Genomic DNA, 12,084 nt, shown 5'->3' with positions numbered 1-12,084 from the left:
GGGATCGATGACGAACGATGGTGCGGGCATGGACACTCGCCCTCGTAAAGATGCAAGAGATGGCAGAAAATGGCCCGGGTGAAGCATGAAGTGAGAAGTTTCAGCGAAGCGGATCTACGCGTCCTGCACGCTGTCCAGCTCGCTCCACGGGCATCCTGGGCACAGATCGCCCAGGTGCTGGGGGTGGATCCGGCCACCGTCGCCCGCCGCTGGGCACGACTCGCCACGAGCGGGTCGGCCTGGCTGTCGGCCCATCCGGGGCCGGGCGCCGTAGAGAGGGTGACCGTCTCCTTCGTCGAGGTCGACTGCGCCACCGACCAGATGCTGCCGATCGCCGACGCGCTGGCCCGCGACCCGCGGGTCGGCTCGGTCGAGCACGTGACAGGTGGCCGTGACCTGCTGCTGACCGTGTTCACCGCCGGGCTGGACGCGCTCTCCGACTTCGTGCTGCACGGGGTGTCCCGGATCCCGGGCGTGCGGTCGATCCGCAGCCAGGTCGGCACCAGGCTCTTCGTCGAGGGCAGCAAGTGGCAACTGCGCACACTGGAACCGGCCGAGCAGCGCCGCCTCGCGCGAAGCGTTTCGACCTCCTCTGCCTCGGCCAGCGCGCCGGCCGAGGCAGACCTGCGGGCGGTGCTGCGGCTGCTGGCCGAGAACGGCCGGATGGGTGTGAGCGAGCTGGCCGACCGGATGGGCGTCAGCCGACCGACCGCCCGGCGCCGCGTCGAGGCGGTCCTCGCCAGCCGGGCGGTCGTCGTGCGCTGCGACGTCCCCCACGCACTGACCGGCTGGCCGGTGTCGGTGACCTTGTGGGCCGACGTACCACCGGAGGAACACGGCAACGTCGCCCGTACCCTCGCCGGTCTCCCCGAGACCCGGGTCTGCCTCGGTCTCACCGGCGGGGCCGCCAACCTGGTGATCGCCTTGTGGCTGCGCGGCCTGGACGACGTACAGCGGCTCGAGTCCGTCCTCGCCGAGCGCGTCCCCCGGCTGCGCTTCGTGGACCGAGCCGTGGCGCTGCGCCACACCAAACGGGCCGGCACACTGCTCGGACCGGACGGCCGGGCCGCCGAGCAGGTGCCGATCGACCCGTGGTTCCGCGACTGAGCCCTGATCCACGTGCGCCCTGAGGCGCTGGTGCGATGCAGCCGGGGCAAATTGCTGGTAGGGGGCGGCGTGGACTCGCTGGTACTCGCGCTGGACATGGAACTGCCAGTACCCCTCGAAGTCGCCGTTGGCGAGCACGGCACGCCGGAGGAGGACGGCCTCGCCGCCGGACAGGCTCCAGTGGGCGCAGGTGACGTCGAGGCGGCCCTTAGTGGGCTTTAGGTATAGCCTGTGGCATTACGTCGCTCTTGCGACCGGTTCTCTTTGCAGGGATTTGCGCTCTGCGTGCAGCTTCGCGGCCTTCCAGGCTCCGGCCTCGGCGCCCATCTGCTCCGTGTCTCGCACCCGGATTCCGTCTGGTCCATGGACTATGGACGTCATAGAAACGCCCTACTGGCCAAGTAACGCTGGCAGCGGCGCTCTTCGTGTAAGAGCCCTTTCGTGAGCCAGCGGAAGCCGTACCCCAGCGACCTGTCCGACGCCCGATGGGCGCTGATCGAATCCACCTTATCCGCCTGGTGGAAAGCCCGGATCGACCGCAGGCCCACCGGCCAGCCGGCCAAGGTCGAACTGCGCGATGTCTTCAACGCCATTTCTACGTGCCCGCACCGGAATCCTCTGGAAATGCCTCCCGCACGACTTCCCGAACCACGGCACCGTCTAGGCCTACTACGCCGCCTGGCGCGACGAGGGCATCTTCGCCCAGCTCAACTACGACCTGCCCGGACTGGCGCGCGTGAAGGAGGGGCGCAAGCCCGAGCCGACCACTTCCGTGATTGACACCCAGAGCGTGAAGACCTCCACCAATGTGCCCCTGACCAGCCAGGGAACGGATGCCGCGAAGAAGATCGTCGGAAGCGCGGCATTCTCACCGACACGATCGGCCGCATCCTCGCTGTGACCGTCACCGCCGCCAGCCTGTCGGAAAACGCCCTGGGAATCCGCCTCCTCGACCAGGCGAAGGAGACGTACCCGACCATCTCCAGGAGCTGGGGCGACACCGGCTTCAAGAATGCCGTCGTCAAACACGGAGCCACCCTCGGAATCGACAACCTTGCCAAACGCACAACGGACGAGACAACACCCACCTGGCGAGGAACGCACTGAAGCGTAAACGGCAATCCGCCCACTTTTAAACGCCCCCTCAAAGGTGGCGCATGGCCCTTCTTACGGGTTCCTAGCGTTCGAGGACGAGGGCGAGGCCCTGGCCCACGCCAATGCACAGAGTGGCGACGCCGACGCCACTGCCCTGGCGGGCGAGCTGGTGGGCGACGGTGCCGACGAGGCGGGCTCCGGATGCGCCGAGGGGGTGGCCGAGGGCGATGGCGCCGCCTTGTGGATTGAGGATCGCCAGGTCGAACTCGGGCCACTCGGCGACGCATCCCAGCACCTGGGCGGCGAAGGCCTCGTTCAGTTCCAGCACGGACAGGTCGTCAAATCCCTTGCCCGCTTTGACGAGAGCCCTATTGACGGCCTCTACCGGGGCGAGACCGAAGTAGTGCGGGTCAATCGCGGAGACACCGGTGGCCGAGACGCGGGCCAGCGGCTGGCGACCGGTGGCCTTCAGGCCCTCCTCGTCGGTCAGGAGCAGGGCGGCGGCGCCGTCGTTGAGCGGGGACGCGTTGCCGGCCGTGACGGTGCCGTTCTCCTTGCGGAAGGACGGCTTGAGCTTGGCCATCGCAGTCAGTGAGGCGTCCGCACGGACCGACTCGTCGGTGGCGAAGGCGACCGGGTCACCCTTACGCTGAGGGATCGACACGGGCGCCAACTCAGCGTCAAAAAGGTCCAGTTGCTGTGCGGCTGCCGCCTTCTGGTGGGAGGCGAGGGCGAACTCCTCCTGCTGCTCGCGGCTGATCTTGTGCTTGTCGGCGATGAGTTCCGCGGATTCGCCCAGCGGGATGGTCCACTGCGGGTCCATCTTCGGGTTGACCATGCGCCAGCCCAGCGTGGTCGAGTACAGCTCGCCGTGCCCGGCCGGGAAGGCCCTGTCCGACTTCGGCAGCACGTACGGGGCACGGGTCATCGACTCCACTCCGCCAGCCAGGGCGATGGAGGCGTCGCCGACGGCGATCGCGCGAGCCGCCTGGATGACGGCTTCCAGGCCGGAGGCGCACAGCCGGTTGACCGTCACTCCGGGCACGGTGGTGGGCAGGCCCGCGAGGAGGGCGGCCATGCGGCCGACATTGCGGTTCTCCTCGCCGGCGCCGTTGGCGTTGCCGAGGTAGACGTCCTCGATCCGAGCCGGGTCCAACTCCGGTGTGCGGGAGAGGAGTTCACGGATCGCGTGGGCAGCCAGGTCGTCCGGGCGCACCCTCGCCAGGCCGCCGTTGTAGCGGCCGATCGGGGTGCGCACCGCGTCGACGATGTACACGTCCTTCATGACTGGATCTCCTCCGGGATGCGCAGCTTGGCGGCTGTCCTGGCCACGATCTCCGCGACCGTTACGCCGGGCGCAGGCTCGACGAGAACGAGACCGTCGTCGGCGACATCGAGAACACCGAGGTCCGTGATAATGCGGTTCACGCACGCCTTGCCGGTGAGCGGGAGCGCGCACTCTTCGAGGATCTTCGGCGAGCCGTCCTTGGCGGTGTGCGTCATGACCACGATCACCGTACGGGCCCCGTGCACCAGGTCCATCGCCCCGCCGATCCCGGTGATCAGCTTCCCGGGAATCGCCCAGTTCGCCAGGTCCCCGTTCGAGGAGACCTGCATCGCGCCCAGCACGGCCACATCGATGTGCCCGCCCCGGATCATCGAGAACGACAGCGCCGAGTCGAAGAAGGAGGCACCCGGCAGCACTGTCACCGTCTCCTTCCCGGCGTTGATCAGATCCGGGTCGACGGCATCCTCCGTCGGATACGGCCCCGTGCCCAGGATCCCGTTCTCCGACTCCAGGATCACCTCCACGCCCGGCGGGAGATAGTTCGGGATCAGCGTCGGCAGGCCGATGCCAAGGTTGACGTACTGGCCGTCCTCCAGTTCGCGCGCGGCGCGGGCGGCCATCTGCTCACGTGTCCAGGCCATCAGCTGCTCACCGTTCGCTGCTCGATCCTCTTGTCCGCCGCCTGCTCCGGGGTCAGGGCCACCACCCGCTGGACGAAGATCCCCGGCAGGTGCACCGCATCGGGGTCGATCTCGCCCGGCTCAACAAGTTCCTCGACCTCGGCGATGGTGATCCGGCCGGCCATCGCGGCCAGGGGGTTGAAGTTGCGGGTGGACTTGTTGAAGACCAGGTTCCCGTGCCGGTCCCCCTTTGCCGCCCGGACGAGGGCGAAGTCGGTGCGGATGCCGCGCTCCAGCACGTACTCGGTGCCGTCGAACTCCCGCACCTCCTTCGGCGGCGAGGCCAGGGCGACGCCGCCCTCACCGTCGTAGCGCCACGGCAGTCCGCCCTCGGCCACCTGCGTCCCGACCCCGGCCGGGGTGTAGAAGGCGGGGATTCCAGCTCCCCCGGCCCGCAACCGCTCGGCCAGCGTGCCCTGCGGAATCAGGTCCACCTCCAGCTCGCCGGCCAGATACTGCCGGGCGAACTCCTTGTTGGCCCCGATGTAGGAACCCGTCACCCGGGCGATGCGCCCCGCCGCCAGCAGGACCGCCAGCCCGCTCTCCAACGCCCCGCAGTTGTTGGAGACCACGCTCAGGCCCGCCACGCCCCGCTCGTACAGGGCCTGGATCAGCACGTTCGGCACACCGCTCAGTCCGAAACCGCCCACCGCGAGCGACGCGCCGTCCAGCACATCGGCCACCGCCTCACCGGCAGTGGCGACCACCTTGTCCATCACGCGGCTGCACCTTTCTCCTGGGCCGGCTCCAGTCGTTCGTGGGGATTCGGCACCCAGGAAGACCGCATGCGACCTTCACATGGCTTCCGGTCGCGGCTTTGCCGGCTTGGCCGCCCAGCCGTCCACGACGACGCTGAGGAGAGGTTTGCCTCAGCCTCGACTGTCTTCATGTCATTCCTTGGGATAAGCCCGGCCGCCTCAACCCGACGCCGGTGTGCACGCTTCGGCCGGTTTCGCCGTCTACTGAGCGGCGGCGAGCTGGTGAAAGCGTGAGCCGTGGAATACCAGCGGGAGGGTCGTCGGCTCTGCCGCGAGAGCGAGGACTCGGAGCACGACGATGGTGTGGTCCCCTGCGGCCAACTCGTCCTCGATCGAGCACTCGTACAACGCGGCCGCGTCTTCCAGGAGAACCGCGCCGGATGCCGTGGTCGTCGTGTTCAGTCCCGCGAAGCGGTCGCCGGTGCGGGCGGCGAGCTGCCGGCCCGCGAGATCGTGTGTCGCGGACAGAACGCTGACTCCGAGCGTCGCCGCTCGACGCAGCTTCGGCCACGTCGAGGAGCCGTTGTCGATGCAGATGGACACGAGCGGCGGGGTCAGCGAGACCGAGGTGAAGGAGCTGACGGCCATGCCGACCATCTCGCCGTCCACCTGTGCGCACACGGCGGCGACTCCGGTGGGGAAGCAACCGAATGTGGCGCGCAGTACCGCTGCATCGGTGTCGGATCCGACTTTCTCAAGGATTCTCATGACGTCCCTTCCGGTGCTGCTGTCAGCGTCGAGGGTGATGGGGGAGATGACGGGCCCTGGGGAGCGATACGGAAGGCGTACCGCAGCTCTCGCCAGCCGCCCTCGGTCTGCCGGCCGTCAGGAGCCGGACCGGTGCGCGGCGCGAAGTCGACCACGAGGTCGTCCTTCACCCCGAACACCGTGTCGGAGTCGAGGTAGCGGCCTCCGCGGACGAAGAGCTGGGTGATCAGCTGCTGGTGGCCCTCCGCGGAGATCATGAAGTGCACGTGCGGGGCCCGGTACGGATGGCGGCCGGTGGCCGCGAGCATCTGACCGACCGGTCCGTCGTCGGGGATCGGGTACTCGCAGGGCAGGATGCTCCAGAACCGCAGTCGCCCGTCGGCGTCGGTGCGGAACCTGCCGCGCAGTACGGGACCGTCGACGTCGGGCAGTTGCACGTCGTAGAAGCCGTCGTCGTTCGACTGCCAGACGTCGACGACAGCGCCGGCCAACGGCCGGTCGGCGGTGTCGGTGATGCTGACGTCCACGTACAGCGGGGTTCCGGAAAGGCCTTGTGCCATGTCGGTGCCCTGCGCGAGCTCGGGTGGGCCTTCGACGTAGAACGGGCCGAGCACGGCCGACGGTGTGGTGTCCGGGGTACGGGAGTTGGTGAGGACATCGACCACGCTGGAGAGCCCGAGAGTGTCGGAGAGCAGGATGAACTCCTGGCGCGTGGGCGTGGAGATCTGCCCGGTGCGGGTCAGGAAGTCGATGGCCGTCGCCCATTCGGTCTGGGTGAGCTCGTTGTCGACGGCGAAGCCATGGAGCCTGCGGACCAGGTCACTGAGCAGCTCGCGCAGCCGTGGGTCTTCGGCGCCGGCGAAGGTGGCGACGACCTGCCGGGTCAGCCGGTCGATGCCGGCAAGGCCGCCGAGGGCCGCGGTGTCCGTGGTCGGCCGCTTGCCGGCCCACGCGTGCCGGAGCAGGTCGAGGATGCCCACGCCGCTCAGCGGTGCCGGGTTGGGATAGGGCTTGGCCACGGCCAGGCGGGCGGCACGGTCCAGATCGCCCTCGTCCAGTCCGAGGTCGCGCAACGCGGTCGGTCCGCCGCACTCGGCGATCAGGTCGAAGACCGCGGTCGGCGCGTCTGCGGCGCCCAGCACGTCGGCGATGCGTCGCATCGCCTCAGGTGCGGCGGCGGCGTTGTAGGCCATGGCGTGCGGAAGGACGACCGTGTGCGTCGGTGAGTGGGGAAGGTCGAAGCTGCCGCCGAGCGTGTGGCAGAGCTTGTGGTGCAGCCCCATGCCGACCATGCCGAGGCATGTTCCGGCCATCCACGCGCCGTGCAGGAGGTCCCTGCGGGTGTCGGGATCACCGGGGTCGGCGGCGAGTCGGCGCAGGCCCCGGGCCAGCCGCCCGATCGCGTCGAGGGCCATCCCGTCGACGACCGGATTGGCGTCCGGTGAGTAGAGCGCCTCGACGGCATGGGCCATCGCGTTCACAGCGCTGGTCACCGTCAGTGGTACGGGGAGCCGGCGGGAGAGTTCGACGTCGTAGATCACGGTCTCGGGGAGGATCTCCGGCGACGAGCGGGTGGTCTTCACGCCGTTCTCGGTCTCACCGAGCACGGGAGTGACCTCTGACCCGGCGTAGGTCGTCGGCAGGACCACCTGATCGACGCCGGTCCGGACGGCGAGGGCCTTGGCCAGTCCGGTCGTCGAACCGCCGCCGATCGCGACGACGCAGTCCGCCTGGATCTCGTGGAGCAGGGCCAGTGCCCGTTCGGTGACGTCGACCGGTGTGTGCATGGCAGCGCCGTCGAAGCGCCCCACGAGTAGCGGACCGAGGACTTTCTCGACTCGCTCCGTCACGTCGGCGCGGTGCGGACCGGCGAGAACGAGCACGCGGCGGCGGCCGAGCCGCTCGACCTCCTCGCTGACCTGGTCGAGGGTGCCGGTGCCGAAAACGATACGGGCGGGGTGGGCGGTGTAGGAGAAGGACGACATCGTCGGCAACCTCTCGATGTGACGGGTGGGTTCGCGGCGGAACCACGGGCTGCTGTTCGGCTCTCGGGACCGGGGGCACGACCGCGGTGCACGCACGCCGAGCCGGCCACTGACAAGGCCAGTCACCTTCACGTGGCCGCGCTCGATCGCCGCCGGCGCCGATTCCCGTCGCGTCAACGAACCACGGTTCATCGGCGACAACGGCGACCGGGAGGTTCCCGGATTGGGCGCGCGGAGTGGTCTGAAGCCAGGGTGCCGGGGGGCTTCTGCTTCCCTGGCTCCAGCTTGCCGGGGTCGTGCTTTCGCCGGGTCTCGGCTCAGATCGCCGTCGCGTTCCGCTCCCGCAGAACGGGCATGACCTCGTCCACGAACAGCTGCCTCTCCTTGGTGGAGAAGATCTCGATGATCAGTCGGCGAGCACCCGTCTCGTCGATCGTCTGCTGGAGACTGTCGATCACCTGCTCGGGGGTGCCGGCGACGACGATGGCCGGCCGGTTCTTCTTTCCGGAGTCGGCGCCGACATGGAACTCGGCGTCCGCGTTCGGGATGGCCCGCTTGCCGCCCGCCGTGAAGAACGAGATGAACCGGCCCAGCGAGTGCGTCATCCTGCCGAGGTTGTGCTCGACTTCCGTCTCGGTCTCCCCGATCGCCACGAACCTCTCCACCATCAGGTTCGCGCCGGACCTGTCGTACCCGTGCTCGCCGGCCACCTTGATGTAGTGGTCCAGCGCGTCTCGGTGCTCCTGGTTGCTGCCGAAGTTGCGCATGATGTTCCAGCCCCGGGAGGCGGCCTGGCTCATCGTGTCCTGGCTCGCCCCACCCAGCCAGACCGGGAGCGACTCCTGCAGCGGGCGGGTCGCGATCGTCGTCGGCTCGGTGACCTTGTGGAAGGTTCCGTCATAAGTGAAGTCCTGCTGGGTCAGGGCGAGTTGCAGCACGTCGAGGCTCTCGAGCCAGCCCTGGCTGAGCTCCTGCGGGGTCAGGTCCCGGCCGACCGCGATGTGCGCCTCCCCGGGCACGCCGCGGCCGATGCCGAGTTCGAACCGCCCCCCGCTGAGCAGGTCGAGGGTACCCGCCTCCTCCGCCACCCGGATCGGGTGGTAGAGCGGCAGCGCCGTCACCGCCGTTCCCAGCTTGATCCTGCTCGTACGCACCGCCGCGGCCGCGAGCAGCAGATGCGGGGACGGACACGTCATCATGGGCACGTGGTGCTCGGTGACCGTCACTCCGTCGAAGCCCTGCTCCTCGGCCTCGACAGCGAATTCCACGAAGTCGTCCACCTGACGCTTCTGCCAGCGCGGGTCGTGCACATCCGGGTCGGCCTCCTCTGCGTGCAGACCCACACCGTAGGTGTGTACGAACTTGAGCGTCTGCGGGCTGTCGCTGAGCACGTCCATGGGCTCTGGCCTCCGGGAACGGTGGATGAGTCGATCACGTGCCGACAAGGTGTCGAGCACATTGCGACCGTATGTCGTTACCGTCAGCCCTCCGAGCCGCTTGGCGACGCACCGATCCGCTGTGCGACAGCAGAATGCGAGCCGGTGCGGCGACGCGCCCTCGGCGTGACCCGCCAGACCGGAGAACGCGTCGTCATGCCCTGGAAGCGCGCAAAGTCGCCGAGGGTGGTACTCCGTAGCGCTCCCGGTAGAGACGTGCGAACCGCGGTACGTGGTTGAAACCCCACCGGAGCGCGATATCGGCGACCGTGGAGCCCGCCCCCGCGACAAGGTCGTCATGCACGCGCGCGAGCCGGACGCTCTGGATGTACTCCCGTGGCGACGCCCCTGTGTGCATACGGAAGCTGCGCTGCAAGGACCGCGGACCCACACCCGCCACGGCAGCGAGCCGGGCCAGCGACAGGTCGTTCGAGGGGTCCTGCTCGATGAGGTCGATCACGCGCTTGACCGAGAGCGGACGCACGGGGGCGAACTGCCGCTGCGCGAGCTGCGCGGAATGGTCGTGCGGCTGCGCCAACAGCAGTCCGGTCATGACGAAGCCGGCCCATGGGCTCAGTTCCGGCCCGAAAGCGCTCAGGCCCGACTCCTGGTCGAGGTCCTGGACGAAGAGATGAACGGCATGCACCCAGGACGCAAGCGCCGGAGAGGTCAGGTCTATCTCGGCCCGGAACTGAATGGGGCCGACGACATGTCTGCCCAGCATGTCCTCCAGATGCCGCTCCAGCGCGAACCGTTCGATGCGCAGGTGCAGTTGGCTGTATCCGTCACTGAGGTGCATCGTCGGCCGCATGCGCGGGGAGAGGATTCCGGCCGTGCTCTGCGTGAGCATCAGGCGTTCGTCGCCGGCTTCGACCCGGTTGGTCCCCGCCAACGCGATATTGATGTCGTAATAGGAGACTTTCTCGGTGATCTCGGCCGCGAGCTCGTCTCCGTAGGTACGTGCGTAGACGAGGGACAACGGTCCGAAGCCGACGGCCGCCAGATCGCACAGCATGCCGCTGCCGCCTCCCGAGGTGGGGCGGAACGACGACAGCATCTGCGAGGCATTCGGTCGGACCTCGTCCAGCTCTGCCGACTCAAGCACCGTGAAGCGCCGCAACAGAGAAGGACCCACGACGGCGGGCTCCGCCACGCTCTCGTCCATACGGCCCCGCCTTTCGCCTGCCTAGGGGGACGCCTACGGCGGTCGGCAATCAGTCTATCCGCCGGTTCGTTTGACCAACTTTGAGAGCGCACGTGACGCCTGCCACGCCACCTTCGGGCCAGGCGCGAAGGTCGATCCACGCGCGCAGGTATCCCTGTCGCGCAGCGGATCGGTGCGTCGCCAAACGGATCGGCGGGGCACCGCCGCCGGGCCTACCGTTCACAGCATGCCTGTACGAAACCGTTTCGTACGTGCGCTGCACCAATCTCTTGAGGAGATCCTTCATGGAATTCAAGCTGATCAACCCGAACCCGAAGTACTCGCGTGCCCGGCTGGTGGAGCCGCCCACGCGCGGCTACCTCCACCTGGCCGCCGCGGTCGACGCACCCACCGAGGGGAGGTTCCCTTCGCCGAGCAAGGAGAAGTCCGATCTGATCGACCGGCTGAAGGACCTCGCCCGCCAGGTCGAGCGCCTGGAATCGGTGGCAAAGGCCACGGTGTACCAGGCGGTCATCGTCCCCACGCCCAGCGTGTACGGCCAGCAGAAGGAGTTCCGTCAGCCGCGCTACGACGTGGCGGTGCTCGTGGAGACCAACGACGTGGACGCGCTGGAGGCGGTCGGCAAGTCCGAGGAGTACCAGGCACTCCGCGATGCCGTGACGGCCGCGACCAGCGACACGCACGAGTTCAAGGGCCACTGCCTCGAGAGTCTCGGCGAAGTGGACGTCACCCGGCCGGGGCTGTTCCTGTTCAACTACAACGTCTCCGAAGACCCCAAGATAGCCCTGCGGACGTGGGAGTACTGCTACGGCTGGTTCCAGGCGGAGGCGGACCTGAACAACGCCACTTTGCTGGAGCCCGACAGCCCGTCGGACTACGCCTACCTCAGCTACGCCCGTTTCGACCTCGACCTGCCCAGCTTCGTGGAGCTCATCAGCAAGCCCAGCATGGGCGAGTACATCTCGACGAACCTGCTGGCCAACCGAGTCGGCTCCATGCCCGTGCTGTACGACCTCGTATGACCGCAACGCCGGATGGGGTCTGGATGGGTCATGCTCCGGCGGTACGCACGTGAAGCAGGGCCTCTCGGCGGCTCGGGGATGAATCGAGCCGAAGCGTGCCGGGAGGCCCTGTGGACGCGTCAGTCGAGGAACGTCACCGCGTCCGTGACCGGCGCCCGGCTGGTGCGGAAGGCGTTGGCAGGGTGGTCACGGTCCTCGTAGCCGAAGGCGATCCCGCACACCAGCAGGCGGTCGTCCGGTATCGCGAGGTGTTCCCGCACGACGTCGCCGTGGTGCACGGCGGCGGCCTGTGCGATCGTGGCGAGGCCGAGGGCGGTGGCCGCGGCCAGGAACGAGGCCACGTACGCGCCGCAGTCGAGCACGCCGTAGGTGCCCAGAGCCCGGTCCGACGTGATGATCGCGATGTGGGGAGCGTCGAAGAAGCGGAAGTTCCGCAGCGCCTGGTCAAGGCTGGCCTCGCGGTCGCCTCTGGTGATGCCGACCGCTTCGTACAGTCCCCAGCCGGCTTCGCGTCGGCGGACGAGCGAGATCCCGCGGTACTCGGGAGTGTCCAGGTCGTAGGCCTCCCCCGCCCCGGACTCGGCGTGTGCGTACAGGCGGTCGGCGAACGCGCGTCTGCGCTCACCACTCAGCACGGTCACCTGCCATGGCTGCGTGTTGCACCACGACGCGGTCAATTGGGCGGTCTCCAGCACTCGCACGATGGTCTCGCGCGGCACCTCGTCCGCGGTGAAGGCGCGGCAGCTGTGTCGCGCCTCCATGATCGCCCGCAGTTCCCGATACCCCGCCGGGGCGGCGATACCGATCTCGTCCACGTTCGCGGACACCTTTACCTCCTTG

11 protein-coding genes and 1 pseudogene are annotated in these 12,084 nt (G+C 68.4%); 4 read left to right on the top strand and 8 right to left on the bottom strand.

Translation table 11 applies throughout. The features are described 5' to 3' along the window. Positions 1-90 precede the first annotated feature (90 nt). From ABZ928_RS22110 to ABZ928_RS22100, 3 genes and pseudogenes are all read left to right on the top strand, one after another. Positions 91-1,107: an AsnC family transcriptional regulator gene (locus ABZ928_RS22110; RefSeq protein WP_361521450.1), complete on the top strand. Its 1,017-nt coding sequence runs from the start codon at positions 91-93 to the stop codon at positions 1,105-1,107. Positions 1,108-1,176: 69 nt separating this feature from the next. Next, complete coding sequence (locus tag ABZ928_RS22105) at positions 1,177-1,329, top strand: hypothetical protein (protein ID WP_361521447.1); 153 nt, start codon at positions 1,177-1,179, stop codon at positions 1,327-1,329. A gap of 219 nt (positions 1,330-1,548) precedes the next feature. Further along, positions 1,549-2,214 (top strand): annotated as a pseudogene (locus tag ABZ928_RS22100) (transposase). A gap of 70 nt (positions 2,215-2,284) precedes the next feature. Here ABZ928_RS22100 and ABZ928_RS22095 read toward each other — a convergent pair. The 7 genes from ABZ928_RS22095 to ABZ928_RS22065 form a co-directional block, all read right to left on the bottom strand. Further along, complete coding sequence (locus ABZ928_RS22095; RefSeq protein ID WP_361521444.1) at positions 2,285-3,487, bottom strand: thiolase family protein; 1,203 nt, start codon at positions 3,485-3,487, stop codon at positions 2,285-2,287. Beyond that, a complete protein-coding gene (locus tag ABZ928_RS22090; RefSeq protein WP_361521441.1) occupies positions 3,484-4,131 on the bottom strand; it encodes a CoA transferase subunit B in 648 nt (215 codons plus the stop codon). Before ABZ928_RS22090 ends, ABZ928_RS22095 begins: the two co-directional genes overlap by 4 nt. Further along, complete coding sequence (locus tag ABZ928_RS22085) at positions 4,131-4,886, bottom strand: CoA transferase subunit A (protein ID WP_361521438.1); 756 nt, start codon at positions 4,884-4,886, stop codon at positions 4,131-4,133. The genes ABZ928_RS22090 and ABZ928_RS22085 overlap by 1 nt, the downstream gene beginning before the upstream one ends. Before the next feature lie 243 nt (positions 4,887-5,129). Next, the gene (locus ABZ928_RS22080; protein WP_361521435.1) at positions 5,130-5,636 is read right to left on the bottom strand and encodes a flavin reductase family protein; all 507 of its coding nucleotides are present in this window, start codon (positions 5,634-5,636) and stop codon (positions 5,130-5,132) included. Beyond that, on the bottom strand, positions 5,633-7,621 hold the full coding sequence (locus ABZ928_RS22075) for a maleylacetate reductase and hydroxyquinol 1,2-dioxygenase domain-containing protein (RefSeq protein ID WP_361521432.1): 1,989 nt from the start codon (positions 7,619-7,621) through the stop codon (positions 5,633-5,635). The genes ABZ928_RS22080 and ABZ928_RS22075 overlap by 4 nt, the downstream gene beginning before the upstream one ends. A gap of 317 nt (positions 7,622-7,938) precedes the next feature. Further along, the gene (locus ABZ928_RS22070; RefSeq protein ID WP_361521430.1) at positions 7,939-9,018 is read right to left on the bottom strand and encodes an LLM class flavin-dependent oxidoreductase; all 1,080 of its coding nucleotides are present in this window, start codon (positions 9,016-9,018) and stop codon (positions 7,939-7,941) included. A gap of 193 nt (positions 9,019-9,211) precedes the next feature. After that, positions 9,212-10,222, bottom strand: coding sequence for a helix-turn-helix transcriptional regulator (locus ABZ928_RS22065; RefSeq protein ID WP_361521427.1), 1,011 nt, complete (start codon positions 10,220-10,222; stop codon positions 9,212-9,214). A 284-nt stretch (positions 10,223-10,506) separates the two neighbouring features. On the opposite strand from ABZ928_RS22065, the gene ABZ928_RS22060 reads away from it, so the two are divergent. Further along, positions 10,507-11,244 carry a hypothetical protein gene (locus ABZ928_RS22060; protein WP_361521425.1) on the top strand — a complete coding sequence of 246 codons (738 nt, stop codon included), beginning with the start codon at positions 10,507-10,509 and terminating at the stop codon, positions 11,242-11,244. A gap of 119 nt (positions 11,245-11,363) precedes the next feature. On the opposite strand, the gene ABZ928_RS22055 is transcribed toward ABZ928_RS22060, so the two are convergent. Continuing rightward, a complete protein-coding gene (locus tag ABZ928_RS22055; protein ID WP_361521422.1) occupies positions 11,364-12,071 on the bottom strand; it encodes a nitroreductase in 708 nt (235 codons plus the stop codon). Positions 12,072-12,084 lie beyond the last annotated feature (13 nt).

Origin of the sequence: Streptomyces sp. NPDC046909 (assembly GCF_040644695.1) — a bacterium.
Classification (GTDB): Bacteria; Actinomycetota; Actinomycetes; order Streptomycetales; family Streptomycetaceae; genus Streptomyces.
The sequence above is the reverse complement of the archived record's forward strand: the minus strand, read 5'-3'. Positions and strand labels throughout refer to the sequence as shown.

Coding starts and splice junctions, on each gene's coding strand:
- ABZ928_RS22090 (WP_361521441.1), bottom strand. CDS start 4,131: ATGGCCTGGACACGTGAGCAGATGGCCGCCCGCGCCGCGCGCGAACTG.
- ABZ928_RS22095 (WP_361521444.1), bottom strand. CDS start 3,487: ATGAAGGACGTGTACATCGTCGACGCGGTGCGCACCCCGATCGGCCGC.
- ABZ928_RS22075 (WP_361521432.1), bottom strand. CDS start 7,621: ATGTCGTCCTTCTCCTACACCGCCCACCCCGCCCGTATCGTTTTCGGC.
- ABZ928_RS22070 (WP_361521430.1), bottom strand. CDS start 9,018: ATGGACGTGCTCAGCGACAGCCCGCAGACGCTCAAGTTCGTACACACC.
- ABZ928_RS22080 (WP_361521435.1), bottom strand. CDS start 5,636: ATGAGAATCCTTGAGAAAGTCGGATCCGACACCGATGCAGCGGTACTG.
- ABZ928_RS22085 (WP_361521438.1), bottom strand. CDS start 4,886: ATGGACAAGGTGGTCGCCACTGCCGGTGAGGCGGTGGCCGATGTGCTG.
- ABZ928_RS22065 (WP_361521427.1), bottom strand. CDS start 10,222: ATGGACGAGAGCGTGGCGGAGCCCGCCGTCGTGGGTCCTTCTCTGTTG.
- ABZ928_RS22060 (WP_361521425.1), top strand. CDS start 10,507: ATGGAATTCAAGCTGATCAACCCGAACCCGAAGTACTCGCGTGCCCGG.